This is a genomic window from Chitinophaga ginsengisoli (assembly GCF_003014595.1).
GTDB classification, from domain to species: Bacteria; Bacteroidota; Bacteroidia; order Chitinophagales; family Chitinophagaceae; genus Chitinophaga; species Chitinophaga ginsengisoli.
On record NZ_PYGK01000007.1, the window covers coordinates 1 to 17267 of the forward strand.

Annotated in this window: 15 protein-coding genes; 8 read left to right on the plus strand and 7 right to left on the minus strand. The window is 47.4% G+C overall.

The window, feature by feature from the left end; translation table 11 throughout:
* Nucleotides 1-172 precede the first annotated feature (172 nt).
* Entirely contained in the window at nt 173-1438 is a 1266-nt protein-coding gene (locus CLV42_RS17685; protein ID WP_106603260.1) for a flavin monoamine oxidase family protein, read from the minus strand.
* 85 nt (nt 1439-1523) lie between these two features.
* Complete coding sequence (locus CLV42_RS17690; RefSeq protein ID WP_146154408.1) at nt 1524-1991, minus strand: hypothetical protein; 468 nt, start codon at nt 1989-1991, stop codon at nt 1524-1526.
* A 222-nt stretch (nt 1992-2213) separates the two neighbouring features.
* Between CLV42_RS17690 and CLV42_RS17695 the strand changes: the two genes are divergently transcribed.
* The 5 genes from CLV42_RS17695 to CLV42_RS17710 all read left to right on the plus strand — a co-directional run bounded on the left by CLV42_RS17695 (nt 2214) and on the right by CLV42_RS17710 (nt 7761).
* Nucleotides 2214-2768 carry a DcrB-related protein gene (locus CLV42_RS17695; protein WP_106603262.1) on the plus strand — a complete coding sequence of 185 codons (555 nt, stop codon included), beginning with the start codon at nt 2214-2216 and terminating at the stop codon, nt 2766-2768.
* A 141-nt stretch (nt 2769-2909) separates the two neighbouring features.
* Entirely contained in the window at nt 2910-3116 is a 207-nt protein-coding gene (locus CLV42_RS33705; RefSeq protein WP_146154409.1) for a hypothetical protein, read from the plus strand.
* A gap of 11 nt (nt 3117-3127) precedes the next feature.
* Nucleotides 3128-5911, plus strand: coding sequence for a glycosyl hydrolase (locus tag CLV42_RS17700; protein ID WP_106603263.1), 2784 nt, complete (start codon nt 3128-3130; stop codon nt 5909-5911).
* A 27-nt stretch (nt 5912-5938) separates the two neighbouring features.
* Nucleotides 5939-6847: a helix-turn-helix domain-containing protein gene (locus CLV42_RS17705; RefSeq protein WP_106603264.1), complete on the plus strand. Its 909-nt coding sequence runs from the start codon at nt 5939-5941 to the stop codon at nt 6845-6847.
* A gap of 80 nt (nt 6848-6927) precedes the next feature.
* On the plus strand, nt 6928-7761 hold the full coding sequence (locus CLV42_RS17710) for an SDR family NAD(P)-dependent oxidoreductase (protein WP_106603265.1): 834 nt from the start codon (nt 6928-6930) through the stop codon (nt 7759-7761).
* Between the two features lie 333 nt (nt 7762-8094).
* On the opposite strand, the gene CLV42_RS17715 is transcribed toward CLV42_RS17710, so the two are convergent.
* Complete coding sequence (locus CLV42_RS17715; protein ID WP_106603266.1) at nt 8095-8676, minus strand: TetR/AcrR family transcriptional regulator; 582 nt, start codon at nt 8674-8676, stop codon at nt 8095-8097.
* Nucleotides 8677-8815: 139 nt separating this feature from the next.
* On the opposite strand from CLV42_RS17715, the gene CLV42_RS17720 reads away from it, so the two are divergent.
* On the plus strand, nt 8816-9634 hold the full coding sequence (locus CLV42_RS17720) for an SDR family oxidoreductase (protein WP_106603267.1): 819 nt from the start codon (nt 8816-8818) through the stop codon (nt 9632-9634).
* A 64-nt stretch (nt 9635-9698) separates the two neighbouring features.
* Here CLV42_RS17720 and CLV42_RS17725 read toward each other — a convergent pair whose 3' ends face one another.
* A complete protein-coding gene (locus CLV42_RS17725; RefSeq protein ID WP_106603268.1) occupies nt 9699-10514 on the minus strand; it encodes a helix-turn-helix domain-containing protein in 816 nt (271 codons plus the stop codon).
* A gap of 378 nt (nt 10515-10892) precedes the next feature.
* Here CLV42_RS17725 and CLV42_RS17730 point away from each other — a divergent pair, with 378 nt between their 5' ends.
* Complete coding sequence (locus tag CLV42_RS17730) at nt 10893-12650, plus strand: ABC transporter ATP-binding protein (protein ID WP_106603269.1); 1758 nt, start codon at nt 10893-10895, stop codon at nt 12648-12650.
* Nucleotides 12631-14391 (plus strand): ABC transporter ATP-binding protein, encoded by a 1761-nt coding sequence (locus CLV42_RS17735; RefSeq protein ID WP_106603270.1) that lies wholly within the window; start codon nt 12631-12633, stop codon nt 14389-14391. The genes CLV42_RS17730 and CLV42_RS17735 overlap by 20 nt, the downstream gene beginning before the upstream one ends.
* A 12-nt stretch (nt 14392-14403) precedes the next feature.
* Here CLV42_RS17735 and CLV42_RS17740 read toward each other — a convergent pair whose 3' ends face one another.
* Genes CLV42_RS17740 through CLV42_RS17750 form a run of 3 tightly spaced genes read right to left on the minus strand, consistent with a single transcriptional unit; the run spans nt 14404 to nt 16310 of the window.
* Nucleotides 14404-14802, minus strand: coding sequence for a DUF1634 domain-containing protein (locus tag CLV42_RS17740; RefSeq protein WP_106603271.1), 399 nt, complete (start codon nt 14800-14802; stop codon nt 14404-14406).
* 4 nt (nt 14803-14806) lie between these two features.
* Nucleotides 14807-15643 (minus strand): sulfite exporter TauE/SafE family protein, encoded by an 837-nt coding sequence (locus tag CLV42_RS17745; RefSeq protein ID WP_106603272.1) that lies wholly within the window; start codon nt 15641-15643, stop codon nt 14807-14809.
* Between the two features lie 10 nt (nt 15644-15653).
* Nucleotides 15654-16310, minus strand: coding sequence for a FadR/GntR family transcriptional regulator (locus CLV42_RS17750; RefSeq protein WP_106603273.1), 657 nt, complete (start codon nt 16308-16310; stop codon nt 15654-15656).
* Nucleotides 16311-17267: the final 957 nt, after the last annotated feature.

The window sequence follows — 17267 nt, forward strand, 5'->3', positions numbered from 1 at the left end:
CTAATGAATATGAATATTACTAAAAATATATAGCCCACCGTGGCGAGCTATATATTTTTAATTTTTGTTGAAATCTGACCTTTTTAGTCAGCCCCATTCCTGTGTTGTAAGTGCATTTGTGTGAACTACCATCCAGTTACAGAAGAGACATTACCTGGAGGTTCTGTGTTAATCAGGTTCCTTTTATTCTGGCGGCAACGGTTTTACCTGTGACCAGCGCAGCTTCTACGGTACCGGGGCTAGCACCGTTGTACAGGGCTTCGCCGGCGAAGTAGATGGTATTGTCAATGGGTGTATTCAGCACTAACTGTGCTGCTACTGATGCAGGTGTGCCATAGCTGTAACCTCCTGCAACATGAGGAATGGTATCCCAGTTGAAGACATGCCCGTTGGTAAATTGCTCCCACACCATTTCTTCTGTTTCGTTGCAAAGCGTGGCCAGGGATTGGAAAGCCAGTGCCAGTAGCTCTTTGTCTGTCTTTGTGGTGTAGGCAGCGGATGGAGGGCCTCCCAACCAGCCGGTGAGGACATTTGCCTGATCAGGGTACTGTGTCCACCAGGTAGGGATGGGCGTTTTTCCTAAGAGAAAGGCCATCTGCTGTGCATGTTTTTCCCAGAATGGTGTTTTGAAGTGCAGTATTACTTTGATGACGCTTCCCCAGCCGATGTCATTGGCTGCTTTGATATACGAAGGAATGGCTGGTGAGAAGGAAATCGTATTCTTTTGCAGAATGCCGAGTGGAATGGTGACGAGCAGTTTATCTGCTGACCAGGTGGTGCCATCGGCGGTTTGTACCTGTACTTTTCCTGCGGACCATTCAACAGCTGTAACAGGAGCGTTGGTAACGATGTTGCATTGCTGTTTGCGGCATTCTTCCGCCAGGAAGCTGGTCATGGCACCATAACCCTTTTCTATTCTGAAGTTTTTTTCACTTTCGTTTGTCCATTCGTTATAGAGGTATCCGACGCTTACTTTCGTAATATCTGCAAGGTCAAATCCCTGTACGAATCCCTGGATGTTCTTTCTCAGGTCAGCATGTTGTTCGGAGGGATAATGCTGATTAAGAAAGTCCTGCATGGTCATGTCGGCAGGGCTTTTTTCCATCAGCTCCAGTATTTCATCCCAGTTGGGGATCATTTCATGCTGTGTGCTCCATTCTCCATTATCGGTAACGCGGAACATCTGACCGCTTATGAGGTGGTATTTGAGCCCTGCTTCCTGTAATAGTCCTAATGTAAGCGGTAGTTCGCCATGTACAAATTCGGCGCCGGCTTCTGCTTCTTTGGTCCCTTTCCAGGAGATGGTCATTATACGTCCGCCAATAGTTTCTTCCGCTTCCAGGATGGTTGTTTTGTATTGTCCGGATAATTCCCTTGCAGCCATAAGTCCGGCGGCGCCTGCGCCTATGATGATGATTTCTTCTGATGATTTAGCCATTGCCTATATGATTCTGATACGGCAAGTTAGGCTTTTTATGTTGTTAAAAGCGGTTGTATAGATGATCCGGTTAAGATAGCAGCGATTATCTTTTCAGTACTTTTTCCACCTCGTAAAGGCGTCTTCTTAGTTCTGTGAGTTCTTCTTCCAGCAGGTCTACTTTTTCACTCAGCAGGTACTGGTGGTAATCGGGAATGATGGAGAGTTCACGCAGTTTAGGAAAGAGATCATGTTTGAAGAAGGTCAGGCCGGTTTCTTCACCATGAAATTCGTGCGCGGTTTTTGTGAGGTGATTGTACAGGCAGTAGCGAAGTCCGTCGGAGTTGAATGTCCAGGGACTGATGTACAACAGTTCCCAGTTGCCGATCCTGAGTAATTCGAGTTCTCCTTTGGCATTTACAAACTGGTAGATGGTAGATTCAACATAACCATTGGATTTGTAGGTGTCTGTTGTCATGAGAATGTAGGAGTACTCGGGTAAAGCTGATATTGATTCAAGACTGTGTAATGGGCTATGACTTCCATCTCTGAATATTGCGTAGTATCTGACCATAAAATGCTATCTGTTTGAATATTCGTATCACATAACTTGCAAAGGCAGTGACAATAAGATTAGGTTGAAAATAATATAATTAATATGAAAATCACGTATTAAATATAGAAAATGGGTAATAATCTGTAAACGGGAATAGTACGGGCGGCTTTGGTAGTTATGGCAGATATACTCATTTTAAATAAAATGCACTTATCTTTATGAATTAATAAACATGAATTTATGAAGTACTTTTCGTTATTAACCGTTGCCGGGGTATTATTGTTTTCGGCTTGTAAGAGTGGCAATAATTCTCCGAAGAGCGCAAAGGAAATATTAGAGGAGGCTGCGCCGAACATGAATGCGGGTGCGGGTAAATTCACCATTGAAGGACCTAAAGGATGGACGCGGATAGATACTACGTTAAATGGTGTTAAATCAACAATAATATTGGCGCCGGAGGCTACAGGCGGCTTCAGGGCGAATGTCAATGTGGTGTCAGAGAATATGGGCGGCAATTCTCTGCAGGCATATTTTGACAAGACGGTGAGTGCTATGGAACAATACCTGGAGAAATTTACGGTAGCAGGGAAGGGCGACAAAGAAATCAATGGCATTCCTGCTAAATGGCTGAAATATACAGCGGTACAAAGCGGCAAGCATGTTGCTGCGGTATTGTATATCGTACCAAAGAATGGTGTTGCTTATGGTATTACGGGCATTACCAAGGTTGGCGAGGAAGATAAATATTTTGCGACGTTTGAGAATACGGTATCCACATTCAAAGTGACAGAATAGTTGATTTTACATATTATTGAAACGCAGGAGGCCGGGCATTATGTCCGGCCTTTGTGTTTATAGATTGTTATGCCCGTCAGAGCGCCGGTTAAAGTGTCTTCCGGACAAGTTAGTAGTATTTAATGTGCTTTCTGGGATATATTGCCTACGTTAACCGATCTTACACATTCCCCTACTTTATCCGGAATAGATGGATTATCTTACAGCAAAGCGTTGAATGGGCGTAAGCCGGAAGCGCATGATCTGGCTGCCAGCTATCCGCAGAAAGTAAAAGAGCTATCCAGGTTAATGCTGCGATCGGAGTCGCCGGCCGAACATTCCGAATTTGACTGGTCGGCAATAGAATAATAAATGACGTTATGAAAACTGTAATCCAAAAAAACGGCGGGCTGTTGTTAACAGGCCTGTTCTTATTGTTTGTATGGCCTGTCTGTGCGCAGCAGGGGGCCTGGCCTGTTATTAAGAAAGAAACAAAACCCTGGACCCGTTGGTGGTGGATCGGCAGTGCCGTGAATGAAAAGAACCTGGCTTCTTCATTGGAGGTATTACACCAGGCTGGTTTTGGCGGTGTGGAGATTGCGCCTATTTATGGTGCGATGGGGTATGAGTCGCAATATGTCAGTTTTCTTTCTCCACGCTGGACGGATCTATTACGCTATACGGTTGCCGCTGCCGGAGAGCGGCAGATGGGGGTAGACCTGACTACCGGTACGGGCTGGCCTTTTGGTGGTCCGCAGGTGACGAAAGCCTATGCTGCTTCCAAAATTATTATGCAACACTATCATCTCTCTGCGGGGAAATCACTTTCACAACCTATACGGGTAAACGATGTAAAACAGGAGGGCGCTGCATTACAGGCGCTCACTGCTTACAATGGGAATCAGGTTGTGTTGCTGATGGATAAGGTGGATAAAGAAGGACGTTTGCGTTGGTCGCCCGCCAGCGGTGAATGGGAGCTTTATGCCCTGTTTGATGGCAGGACCTTACAACAGGTAAAGCGTGCAGCGCCGGGAGGGGAAGGGTATACACTTGACCATTTATCGGCAGAGGGGCTGCGGGTATATCTGCATCGTTTTGATACTGCGTTTAAGCATAGGGCGCCGGGCGTACGGTCTTTTTACAATGATAGTTATGAGGTATATAACGCTGACTGGACGCCTGCGTTCCTGATGGCGTTTAAGCATAAGAGGGGGTATGATCTGTCGAAGTATCTGCGGGAACTAGCCAGTAATGACAGTACGGACCTGGTGGCGAGAGTGAAGTCTGATTACCGGGAAACGATGTCGGAACTGTTGCTGGAGAATTTTACGCGTCCCTGGACACAGTGGGCGCATGGGTATAAGAGCTTGTCGAAGAACCAGGCGCACGGATCACCGGCAAATCTGCTGGACCTTTATGCGGCGGTGGATATTCCGGAATGTGAGACTTATGGCTCGACTTATTTCCCGATTCCCGGTTTACGGAGAGATAGTGCGGATATACGGAATGTAGATCCTGATCCGGTGATGCTGAAGTTTGCCTCTTCCGCAGGACATGTAGAAGGGCATCCGCTGATATCCAGTGAGACTTTTACCTGGCTGACGGAACATTTTAAGACGTCGTTGTCGCAATGTAAGCCGGAGGTAGAGCAGGCATTCCTGTCGGGTGTCAATCATGTGTTCTATCATGGTAATACTTTCTCTCCGCCAGAGGTACCATGGCCGGGATGGTTGTTTTATGCGGCTGTGAATTTTGTACCGACAAACAGTTTCTGGCCGCATTTGCCTGGGCTAAACGAATATATTACCCGTGTGCAGTCGGTGTTGCAGTCGGGCGTACCTGACAATGAGCTCCTGGTGTACTGGCCGGTATACGATACCTGGTACCGGGCAAAGGGGCATGATATGCCCCTGATGGTGCATTCTATTGACGAATGGTTACACCCTACGGCATTTTATAAGCAGGTGAAGGAGCTGCAGCGGACAGGGTATTCCCTGGACTTTATTTCTGACCGCCAGCTGGCGAGGGCTGATGTGCGTAACGGAAAGGATAGTGGTCGCGTGCAATTATCCGCCTATAAAGTGATCGTAATACCGAAGACAAGACTGATGCCGGTAGCAACAATGCAACAGCTGATCCGGCTGGCGACGGAGGGCGCTACGGTGGTAATGGAAGCCTTGCCGGAAGATGTGCCAGGACTCGGAGATCTGGGTAAGCGGAGGAAGGCCCTGAAAGCGCTGTTGGTCTCTCTGTCATTCAAACCAGCTGCAGACGGGCTGACCGTAGCGCAGCGTGGAAAAGGCAGGTTGATCCTTGCTGGTGACGTACAGGCAACATTATGGAAAGTAGGCCTTGAAGGGGAGAAGCTGGCCAGTAAAGGGCTTAAATTCATCCGCAGAAAGGAAAAGAATACCACCTGGTACTACCTGGTGAACCATACACCGCAAAAGATAGACGAGTACCTGCCGCTGAATAAAGCGGAAGGTGAGGTGATGCTGCTGGACCCACAGACCGGCAATACGGGCATAGCGCTACGCAAGGAGGAGGGAGGCAGGACTGTTGTGAAATTACAATTGTTGCCCGGGGAAGCAATGATTGTGCATACAGGAAAGGGGGTACAGGCAGGAGCGATGGCTGACTGGAAATACCTGGATAGTCCGGAAGTACCGCTAACACTATCTGGCAGCTGGCAACTGACCTTTACCAAGGGATGGCCTTTTATGCCAGTTACGCGTCAGCTGGATAAACTGATGCCCTGGACGGCGTTGGGAGATACGGCAGCTAATGCTTATTGCGGATCAGGGGTATATAGCACGACGTTCACCTTGCTGGAGAAGAAGGCCGGGGAATATGTGCTGGACATAGGGGACGTGCATGAGAGTGCGCATGTGTGGGTGAACGGGCAGGATGCAGGGATACTCTGGGCGATCCCTTTCAGGGCCAGGATCGGGCAATATTTAAAAGCAGGAAGTAATGAGATCAGGATAGAAGTGGCGAACCTGATGGCGAACAGGATCAGGTATATGGACCAGCACCAGGTACCCTGGAGGCGGTATCATGAGATCAATTTCGTGAATATCAACTATACTCCTTTTAATGCGGCAGGCTGGCCGGTGCAGGTTTCGGGGCTGACGGGGCCGGTTACCATCACCCGGTATGAGTAATTTGTTTGAATTTTGTAACTTCACTGCATGGCAACAACACAAACACTGGAGGAGTTCTATCAGCAGAAGTTTAACTGGTTACCGGAAAATCTTCAGCAGGATATAGGGCATTTCAACGTATTCAGCCTGGAAGACAGTCTGGCAGGCGTGCATGGTGCTACGCCTTTTAAGTATAGTCGCCGGGATTTTTACAAGATCAACCTGGTGCGTGGAAAGACCCTGTACCATTACGCCGATAAAAGTATTGAACTTGACGGTACTGCGCTGATGTTCTTCAATCCGCATGTACCCTATACCTTCGAACCACTGTCAGAAGAGAGAACAGGTTTTTTCTGCATATTTAAGGAGGGGTTCTTCACAGAGCGGATGAGAGGGAACATCAATGAGCTGCCGATGTTTACACCCGGCGGGAAGCCCTCGTACATGCTCAATAAAGAACAGGATGAGCATATCAGCCAGATATTTACGAAGATGCTGGACGAAATAGGGTCAGACTATAAATATAAGTATGACCTGCTGATGAACTATGTAACGGAAATTATCCATTATGCGTTGAAAATGACGCCTATAGATACTTTATATAAACATCCGGATGCCAAATCGAGGATCACGTCTATATTTACAGAACTACTGGAACGACAGTTCCCTATAGAGTCTACTTCCCAGCGGTTCACCCTGCGGTCGGCCAAGGACTTTGCCGACCACCTGGCCGTGCATGTGAACCATCTGAACCGCGCTATCAAGGAGACTACAGGTAAAACGACTACAGCGCATATTGCGGAAAGACTGGTCGGGGAAGCCAAAGCCCTGTTGAAACATACTGACTGGAATATTTCAGAGATCAGCTATTGCCTGGGCTTTGAAGAACCAGCCCATTTTAACAACTTTTTCAAGAAGCAAACCACCGTTACCCCTTCTTCTTTTAGGACTGTTTGAATTTTGCAATCATCGCTTTGATTGATATAAGTATTGGTGATACTGGCTGTAGTAGCTTTGTATTATTAAAATCACGAACGATGAGCGACAAAAAAGTATGGTTTGTAACAGGTGCATCGAAAGGACTGGGGCTTAGTCTGGTGAAGCAATTACTGGCAACGGGTCAGCTGGTGGCTGCTACTTCCAGAAAAAAAGCAGATCTGATCAATGCAGTAGGTATTGAGTCTGAACAATTTCTTCCCTTAGAGACAGATTTAACGAATGAAACAAGTGTTGCGAATGCTATAGATAAAACAATTGCGACGTTTGACAGGATTGACGTGGTGGTGAATAACGCTGGTTATGGCATTGGCGGCAGTATTGAAGAACTGAGTGACGATGAAGCGAGGGATAGTTTTGACGTGAATGTTTTCGGAACTTTGAATGTGATCCGTAAGGCGATGCCGTATATGAGGGCACAGCGGTCAGGGCATATCATTAACATCTCTTCTATTGCGGGTATTGCGCCGGCTACGGGATGGGCGGTGTATGGTGCTGCTAAACATGCCGTGATAGGATTGTCGGAGGTGCTGGCGGAAGATGTGAAAGAGTTTGGTATCAAGGTAACGGTTGTGGCGCCGGGGGCGTTCAGGACTAGTTTCCTGACTGAGGAATCGCTGGTGATTGCTAAAGAGCCTATTCCGGAATATTCGGCGATCCGGAGCTCTCATGAGAGGTATAAGAATATGGATGGTACGCAGATCGGGAGTCCGGAGAAGGCGGCGAATGCGCTGATCGCAATTGTGAATGAGCAGAAGCCGCCGGTGTATCTTTTGTTGGGGTCGGATGCGTATGCGAGGGGATTGGCGAAGTTGGAGTTGCTGAAGAATGCGTTTAAGGAGCGGGAGGAGTTGACGATGTCTACAGATTTCTGATGTTAATTTATTAAATAAAACGAGGTTGTGTCGGTTTTGATATGACCTCGTTTTTTTATGCGCGTATTTTTTTATGCGTGGTTATTTACGCGTAGCTTCTTTTTCCCGCTAAGTAGCTTCGGTTTCAGTATGGGATGGCGGTCGGCGCCTCTCTGGAATGCTATTTGGCGTTGTCAAGCGAGTTGGGTTTGGATATCTATTGGGCAGCATCGGTCGTGTCACCGGAGAGCCGAAGGCCCGCCATTCCCATCTGAAACCGGTGCTACTTCCGCTGTCGCTATTGGAGGTTATGCGGTCCGCTTATTGTGATGCTGCTTTATATGGGTGCTCCGATTATTTTATAACGGATAAGGTTATCCTGATGATGTCGTCGAATACTTTTTTGTCGGCGCCAGATTTGGAGTGCACGGTTAGGCCCCAGAGGTTATTCATGATAAATCTTGCGAGGGAACGGGGTGGATTGTCTTTCGAGATCTGGCCCATTTCCTGTCCTCTTTTGATGGCTGCGGTGAAGGCGTTTTCTAATGCTTCCCTGTTTTCTTTTACGATGGTAGCTACTTCTTCGTCATGGGGGGCGAGTTCTACTTTGGAATTGACCATAAAACAACCTCTCTTGTCTTCTCCTACGAAACATTGTGCTTTTGTGCGTTGAAACAATGTTTTTAGCGCTTCGGGTATATTTTCTGATGATGCCAGGAACGCAATGATCTCGGCAGTAACTGTATTCCTGTAGCGTTTCAACGCGCTGATAAAGAGACTTCTTTTATCGCCATACGTGTCATACAGACTGGAACGGCTCAGTTTCAGTTCATCCAGTATTTCCTGCGGAGATGTGCCATTGTACCCTTTATGCCAGAATAATAACATGGCATTGTGCAGCATTTCTTCTTCGTCAAATCTTTTTGTCCTTGCCATAGGTGATACTATTAGAATGCAAATATACAAAACGGAATTTTAATTCCGGAATAGAAAATATTTATTAGGAACTTTTATTCCGTTATGTATATATTTGCGGAACAAAAGTTCCGTTATAATAACAATTCAACGATCAGATATGAAGAAGACAATATTTATTACAGGTACCAGTGATGGTTTAGGTAAATTGAGTGCAAAGTATTTTGCAGAACAGGGTTGGAATGTAGCCGCTACCATGCGTACGCCGGAGAATGAGACAGCGTTGACGCAGTATGAGAACATCCGCGTTTTCAAGTTGGATGTGACCGATGTAGAACAGGTACAGGCCGCTGTGAGTGATGCGATAGCTGCTTTTGGGAAAGTAGATGTGGTGGTGAACAATGCGGGTGTGGGAAGTTATGGGGCGCTTGAGGCTGCCTATGAATCGGTGATAGACTGGCAGTACAATACGAATGTGCGTGGTCCTATTAACGTGATACGTGGTTTTCTGCCGCACTTCAGGGAAAATAAGGGAGGCATGTTCATTAATATCAGCTCTTTTATGGGCGTTACAACGGCCGTGCCTGTAGGGGCGTTATACAACATGTCTAAGTTTGCGCTGGAAGGGTTGACAGAAGGGCTTTATTATGAGTTGAAGCCATTGAATATTGAGTTACGTCTGGTAGAGCAGGGGGGATCATCGGGTAATAATTTCAAAGACCGTATTGTCTGGAATAAACATCCTGAGATCCGTGATTATGATGATATCACGAATAAGGTTAAATCAATGATGGCAAATGTAGATCCTTCATTGCTGGATGATCCGCAGACGATTGTGGATGTGATCTATGACCTGGCTACGGGTAAGAGTCAGCAGTTCAGGACATTGGTGGGAGCGCAGGGTAAGCAGTTGATGGAGATGCGTAATTCCATGCCTATTGAGCATTATCTGGAGACGATTGCGGGACTTTATAAGTAGGTATTATATTCTTAAATGAGGGCCTGTAAAGTACTATCCATACCGGTCCCCAAAAAGTGAACAGTCAGATATTGACAAAAACGTTATTGATCCAGGTGTTGCTGTTGAAATAGGCTTTAGGGGATTGCTGCGTATACTGCCGGAATGTACGGATCAGGTGAGATTGATCGTAATAGCCGGTTTCATAGCCGCCAGCTGTGTAGTTTTCTTCGGGATGTGCGTTTTGCCAGGCAACGAAGTGGTTAAAGCGGATAATGTTACTGACAACTTTGGGTGTTAGTCCTACCTGCTTTTTAAACAGGGAGTCAAGATATTTTGCTGATACGCCGGTGCGGTGCAGCAGCTGGTCTACAGAAATATTTCCCCTGTGCTGCATTATTTCGCGTACGGCGGCATGTACATAATCATAACTGCCGGAAGGCTGTTGCAGGCCGGCGATCATGTTGGTAAGCAGTCTTTCGAAGTGACGGAAAGTCGTGTGCGGATGGTCCGTGATACAATCCATAAAATTATCCAGCGGAAGAATATCACTCAAAGGTGTGATACCTGTAAGCGGATCCGGAACCGGCATTTTCAGAAAGGCGGATAGCGTATGCGGATAGAAACGAATACCGTATAAACGCGCTCCCGGCATAAGCTCCAGGGTGTAAGTGGTGAGTGTTTGTCCGGCGATAAAAGCAGCAGGCTCTTCGATCCAATCTGTGTCACTGAATTTTCGTTTGCCTGTATGCGGATGCAAATGGAAAATAATCTCATGATGCCCGTCTGGCAGGATGTCTTCCAGGTAAGGCTGTGGTAAATTTGCAGGGACTTCCAGGTACCAGCAGTTCTTGACCAGATGGGTCAAGTGTTGCGCAATATAGGTTTCGATCTGTATCATAAAATCACACAAAAGTTACCACTAAAATTGACAAACTATGAATGCTTATCCGGAGAAAATGCGTAATTTCATAACTCACTAAAGAAAAGGAGGTATTCATGCAATCTACAGAATATTCATGGAAACCTTCGGTTGGTATCGCCTAACCGGGTTGCTCCATAAAAAATATCTGGGACGCGGACGCGTCGAGGTCCTTCCGGTTAATGCCGGGAGGACTTTTTTTTTCTCATATACAATATTTGTTGATCCTGTTCGTCCTCTTATCAATGCGTTTACCCATGTGTCCTTATACCTGCGTATTATAAAGCGCTTAATTTTCATGTAAATTGGTCTTGTGCAGTAAATAGGTCTGCCAGCTGCCATATATTTGTTATTGATATGAAGAAGACAAACACACCTGTTGCCACGACAGGGAAAGGAAAATCAGGATTGATGTCTTTGTTGCGCCCCTACAGAGGACAACTATTCTTACTGATCCTGATGGCTTTATGTAGCAATGGACTGAGCCTGGTCCTGCCCGCGCTGACTGCCAAAGGTATCGATGCCTATTCCAAAGGAACACTTGTAGTGAGGGACCTGGTAACCGAGTTCATCGCCGCCGCCGCTGCTATTTTTGTTTTTACCTACCTGCAAAGTGTCATTCAGACATATATGTCGGAAAGGGTAGGACGTAGTTTGCGTACTTCTCTTGCTGACAGGATCTCGCGGCAGGATTATTCGTATATACAGCGCGTAAATCCCTCAAAACTGCTGACGAACCTTACGGGCGATGTTGACAGCATTAAAGTTTTTATCTCTCAGGCGATTATTTCCATTGCTTCTTCTGCCTTTATGATCATCGGCTGCTGTGTGCTGCTGCTGAGCAGGGACTGGAAACTGGGGCTGGTGATTCTTTCTATTATTCCTTTTATCGGGATCGCTTTCTGGACCGTACTGAAAAAAGTGCGGGCGATGTTCCGCATCAGCAGAGAGGTGGTAGATAAGTTGAATAAGACGATCAACGAGAGTATTACGGGTGCTGCCCTGATCAGGGTAGTGAATGCACAGCAACTGGAATACGACCGTTTTATTGCGCCGAACGGGGAGTCGAAGACATTAGGTATCGCAATCGTCCGCATGTTTGCCGGTCTGGTACCTGTTATCAGTTTCCTGGCGGGGATGTCGATACTGGCAACACTGTTGCTGGGAGGACATTTTGTGATAAAAGGGGAGATGTCGCTGGGGGATATTGCCGCTTTCAATAGTTATATCGCCCTCCTGATTTTCCCGATCATCGTGATTGGGTTTATGAGTAACCTGATCGCACAGGCATCTACTGCTTTCCAGCGTATCAGCGAAGTGCTGTATGCACCGGAAGTACAGGATAAAGGAACGGTAAAAAAACAACTGGACGGGGATGTGACCGTGGAGAATATCTCCCTGTCAATGGATGGAAAACCCGTGCTGAAAGAGGTGTCCTTCTCTGTGAAAGCGGGTACCCGGACAGCGATTATCGGTCCGACTGCAGCGGGTAAAACGCAGCTGCTGAATGTGATCGTGGGATTGCTGAAACCTGAGAGCGGGCGTGTGTGCTACGATAATACGGAGTTGGATGAATATGATAAAGCGGCCCTGTTACAACAGGTAGGGCTGGTATTCCAGGATAGCATTGTGTTCAATATGAGTGTGCGGGAGAATATTGCCTTCAATGAGGCGGTAAGCGAGACCACTATGCAGCAGGCAATTGCCACCGCAGAGCTGAAGGAATTTATAGCAGGTTTGCCGGAGGGATTGGAGACAGTGGTATCTGAGAGAGGCGCCAGCTTATCCGGCGGACAAAAGCAACGTATCATGTTGGCAAGGGCGCTGGCAATAAATCCACGCATCTTGTTGCTGGATGATTTTACTGCGAGAGTGGATACCAACACCGAGCAGCGGATACTTGAAAACGTCCAGGAGAATTATCCGCACCTGACCTTGATTTCCGTTACACAAAAAATAGCATCTGTAGAACATTTTGACCAGATCATTCTCCTGATGGATGGAGAGGTAATCGCCGCAGGCAGCCATCCGGAGCTGATGCAGACATGTCCTGAATACGTACAGATCTTTAATTCCCAACGTAGTACCAGCAATTATGAATTACAACCTGAATAATACAGACAAAACGGAACAGAAAAGTACTTCAGGTAAACGTCTCCTGAAACTACTGGCATATATAAAAGCAGAACACAAGGATTTGCTCAGGGCGTTCTGTATCATGATCGTCAGTCAGTCGCTGACGCTGACAGCGCCTTTTGTAATTGGTTATACGATCGACCACTATGTACAGTCGAAGCAGTTCTCCGGCATCCTGTTATGTTCGGGCATCCTGCTGGGCATGTACCTGGTCAATTTCGGATTTTCCTACTGGCAGAGTTTAATGATGGGAGGAGTGGGCCAGCGTATGTTGTATAACCTCCGGAATGCCGTGTTTGTGAAGCTGCAGGAGCTGCCTATTGCCTTTTTTAATCAGAATAAAACAGGCGATCTTATCTCCCGTATCAATAACGATACGGATAAGATGAACCAGTTCTTCTCACAATCGCTCGTGCAGTTTGCCAGCGGTATCATGTCGATGACAGGAGCGGGTATTTTCCTCCTGTGCATCAACGTCAAGCTGGGCGTGGCCACCTTATTGCCGGGTTTCATGTTACTGGTTTTCACCCGGCTGATCTCTCCGCTGGTGAAGAGTAAGAATGCCGCCAATATGAAAAGTACAGGCGGACTGAGTGCAGAGATACAGGAAAGCCTGAGCAATTTTAAGGTGATCATTGCCTTCAATCGCCGTGACTATTTCCGCAAACGTTTTGACCAGGCCAATCAGCAGAGCTATCGTACGGCGGTATCGGCAGGTTTGTTCAACAATATTTTTACGCCGGTGTTTTCTTTCTGTTCGCAGATGGCCATGCTGGCGGTATTGGTGTATGGTATTTACCTGATCTCTGTAGGGCAATTTACGGTGGGATTGCTGATCAGTTATTTGTCTTACTCTAACCATTTTTATAACCCTATCCGTCAGCTGGCAGCGCTGTGGACCAACTTCCAGATGGCCATGGCGGGATGGGACAGGATCTCGCAGATCCTGGAGCTGGAATCTGATCTGAAGGTGATACCGGCAGGACCAGCGAAAGAGAATGCGCCGCTGATCAGTTTCAACAATGTAAATTTCCGTTATCCGGGAAGCAAGGACATTCTGCGGAATGTAAGCTTCAATATGGAACGCGGAAAGACTTATGCATTGGTAGGACCTACCGGCGGCGGAAAAACGACGACTGCATCCCTGATAGCGCGACTGTATGATCCTACGGCTGGAGAGGTGATGTTGAACGGACGGGATATCCGTTCATATACGCCGGAAGAACGCGCAACGCAGATCGGTTTTATCTTACAGGAGCCTTTCCTTTTCTCTGGTACGATCCAGGAGAATATCATCTACGGAAACGCACGATACGCTGAATATACCACTGCACAATTGGAAGAAGTTATTGCAAAAGCAGGACTGGATACTTTGCTGGAGCGGTTCGAGGAAGGCCTGGCGACAAAAGTGGTATCTGGTAATGACGGTATCAGCCTGGGTCAAAAACAGCTGATCGCCTTTATGCGTGCGGTACTCCGTGATCCGGACCTGCTGGTACTGGACGAGGCTACTGCCAATATCGATACGGTGACTGAACAGCAGCTGGAAGCAGTATTGCAAAAGCTACCGGCGCATACCACCCGTGTGATCATCGCACACAGGTTGAACACCATTGAGAATGCGGATGAGATCTTCTTCGTGAATAATGGCGAGATTGCCCGTGCAGGTTCTTTCAGTCATGCGATGAATATGTTGCTGCATCACGAGCGTAGCTCGTGATGCCATCAGCTATCAGCCTCCCAGTCCGCTGAAGATGCTGAATGTAATGACACTCAGCACGATGAGTGTGATCACCACATATAGTCTATCTTTCTCCATGGCGAAAGCCAGTACAGAAAAGGCGATACGGGTAATAGGAGTAGCCAGTAGCACCACTACGCCCAGTTGAATAATAGCTCTGCCATCTAATCGTAGTACCCCCTGGAAAATGCCCGGCAGGTGTCGTACGTATTCCGGGGCGCCGGTGAATTCCGTATATGAGGGCATGGCTGTACCATGATTGATCAGGTAGATAATACCTCCTATGAAGGCGATGATGCTGGAAGTGATCACGCCCCAGCGTAATTGCTGACCTATGAACATTTCAACGTCCCTTTCCTGCCAGAATGATTTCGAAAATAGCCTTTTCATTTGCTTATAATTTACCCGTAAAACCATTATAGATCATTTCCAGCGCCAGTGCGCTGATCACCACACAAAAGAGGAGCCTGAGCTTGCGTGTATTCAGCTTCATCAGCAATTTTGATCCGCCGAATGCTCCTGCCAATACGCCCAGTACTACCGGCATGGCAATACCCGGATCAATATATCCGCGTTGCAGATAGATCACCGCGCTGGCGGCAGCTGTTACACCGATCATAAAGTTGCTGGTAGTAGTGGATACCTTGAAAGGGATACGCATGACGCCATCCATCGCCAGGACCTTCAGTGCGCCGGAACCAATACCCAACAGACCGGATACCACGCCTGCCACTGTCATCAGGGCATAACCACCTGCTACACCGCTTACTTTATAAGGCACTTCCTGACCATCCACAGGGTAAGAACTGTTGAGTCGCATAATGCGGGCTAGTTTGCTATTACTATCGTTGTTGCCATGCTCATTTTTCTTTCTCATGGTCATGGCAGCTGAGAATAACAGCACAAAACCAAAGAGTATCGCTACCAGGTGCGTAGGAGTATATACTGCCAGTATTGCGCCGATAATTGCGCCGGAAGTAGTGGCGATCTCCAGGAACATTCCTATACGGACATTGGTGATCCCCTCCTTTATATACGCTGCCGCTGCTCCGGAGGAATTAGCGATCGAAGCTACCAGCGAGGCACCTACAGCATAACGTATGTCGACATGAAAGACGAGGGTGAGCAGGGGAATGATGACAACGCCTCCTCCGAGACCGGTGAGGGATCCCAGCATACCGGCTGTAAAGGCGCCGACCAGGAGAATTAATGTGAATACCAGAATAGACATGACAATTTATTTAGAAATTATTTTCAAGGATGGCTTTTACTGTTTCAATGGCCTTGCCAGATTGTTGTGCAGCGATGGCGGCGGCGAGTTGAACGTGCAGGTCGTGCGTTCGCTGGAATTGTGATACATGTGGTTTTTCCCGCTGTTGGAAGCCGTCCATGATCACGTTGGTGAATGTCTGGTAGAGGTCTGCCAGTACGCTATTGTGAGAGGCTGTCGCTACGGCTTTGTGAAAGCGTATATCGGCGTCTGCACAGGCGTTATAATCGTCCGCAGTAATTGCCTGCCATCTTTCTTCCAGCAGGGAGTTCATGGCGTCAAGATCGGCTTGTTGCCGGTGCTGTACGGCGAGTTGTACTATTTCCACTTCCAGGAGTTGGCGTACGTGGTTCACTTCCTGCATGGCGGCTCGTCTGAGTCGCTGGTCAAGTGGTTCTGTCGTCGTTTTAGGATCGCAGACGAAGGTACCTGCGCCTTGTTGTACTTTCAGGATACCTGCGTTGGAGAGGGTCTTGATTGCCTCCCGGATAGTGGATCTCCCGACGCCGAACTGCTCCATAAGGACGGGTTCTGCTGGGATGAGGTCACCTGGTTTATACTTTCCCAAGGAGATGTCTTTTTGCAGGCTGTATATGACCTGGTCGGCCAGTTTGATTGCTTTTGCCATTGTTTAAACGTCTGATGTTTTACAAAGGTATGATGTTTGGATAAAACATCAGATGTTTGGATCAAAGATTTGTTTGTTCTTTTTCCCGCTAAGTAGCTTTGGTTTCGGTATGGGGGGCCTCTCGGGAATACTATAATTTGTACGCTAAGTAGCTTTGGTTTCGGTATGGGGGCCTCTCGGGAATACTATTGAGTGTGGTTGCTGGTGAATTTGTACGCTAAGTAGCTTCGGTTTCAGTATGGGATGGCGGTCGGCGCCTCTCTGGAATGCTATTTGGCATTGTCAAGCGAATTGGGGTGGGATATCTATTGGGCAGCACCGGTCGTGTCACCCGAGAGCCGAAGGCCCGCCATTCCCATCTGAAACCGTATGCTACTTTCGCTTTCCCTGCGAATGTAGTGGTCCGGCTTTTCAGGTTGATAATGAGCATAGGCTTCGATGTATTATAGGCCGGTAATTATGAGGCCCTATTTATAGGCGTAGGTGTTCAGTATAGCGGCTTCAGGTGGGAATCGCTGGCATAAGTTGTTTGAAGCGCGCTCATACGATTGATAGGGGTTTAATGTGTATTCCAAAGCCCATACGATTCCAAATGCTCAATAGAAAGTAGCTTCAAAGAACTCAGCCAGCGATCCCAGCCTGAAAGCCGCGGTATGGCCTACCGTATCCCGACTATAAAGGAACCTAACCTATCAGTATGCATATAAGATTCGTTTCGGATGTACCGGCACCTATATCCTATAGGCTCTCTACGCCTACATTACACCCACTTTTCTATAGCGACGGCTATAGAAAGTGCCTGTAATGCTATAGTAGAGAGCCTATAGGATATAGAAACCACTATAATGCAAGCATATCGATACCCGAACCAGCCAGGTATTCTGAGACAATAAAGTGCAGCGAGAATTGTGAAAGGAAAACGGGAAAGGCGAGACTGGGGAGAGGTTGGGAGTGGAG

Coding starts and splice junctions, on each gene's coding strand:
- CLV42_RS17715 (WP_106603266.1), bottom strand. CDS start 8,676: ATGGCAAGGACAAAAAGATTTGACGAAGAAGAAATGCTGCACAATGCC.
- CLV42_RS17710 (WP_106603265.1), top strand. CDS start 6,928: ATGAGCGACAAAAAAGTATGGTTTGTAACAGGTGCATCGAAAGGACTG.
- CLV42_RS17725 (WP_106603268.1), bottom strand. CDS start 10,514: ATGATACAGATCGAAACCTATATTGCGCAACACTTGACCCATCTGGTC.
- CLV42_RS17745 (WP_106603272.1), bottom strand. CDS start 15,643: ATGTCTATTCTGGTATTCACATTAATTCTCCTGGTCGGCGCCTTTACA.
- CLV42_RS17735 (WP_106603270.1), top strand. CDS start 12,631: ATGAATTACAACCTGAATAATACAGACAAAACGGAACAGAAAAGTACT.
- CLV42_RS17705 (WP_106603264.1), top strand. CDS start 5,939: ATGGCAACAACACAAACACTGGAGGAGTTCTATCAGCAGAAGTTTAAC.
- CLV42_RS17720 (WP_106603267.1), top strand. CDS start 8,816: ATGAAGAAGACAATATTTATTACAGGTACCAGTGATGGTTTAGGTAAA.
- CLV42_RS17700 (WP_106603263.1), top strand. CDS start 3,128: ATGAAAACTGTAATCCAAAAAAACGGCGGGCTGTTGTTAACAGGCCTG.
- CLV42_RS17740 (WP_106603271.1), bottom strand. CDS start 14,802: ATGAAAAGGCTATTTTCGAAATCATTCTGGCAGGAAAGGGACGTTGAA.
- CLV42_RS17685 (WP_106603260.1), bottom strand. CDS start 1,438: ATGGCTAAATCATCAGAAGAAATCATCATCATAGGCGCAGGCGCCGCC.
- CLV42_RS17730 (WP_106603269.1), top strand. CDS start 10,893: ATGAAGAAGACAAACACACCTGTTGCCACGACAGGGAAAGGAAAATCA.
- CLV42_RS17695 (WP_106603262.1), top strand. CDS start 2,214: ATGAAGTACTTTTCGTTATTAACCGTTGCCGGGGTATTATTGTTTTCG.
- CLV42_RS17750 (WP_106603273.1), bottom strand. CDS start 16,310: ATGGCAAAAGCAATCAAACTGGCCGACCAGGTCATATACAGCCTGCAA.
- CLV42_RS17690 (WP_146154408.1), bottom strand. CDS start 1,991: ATGGTCAGATACTACGCAATATTCAGAGATGGAAGTCATAGCCCATTA.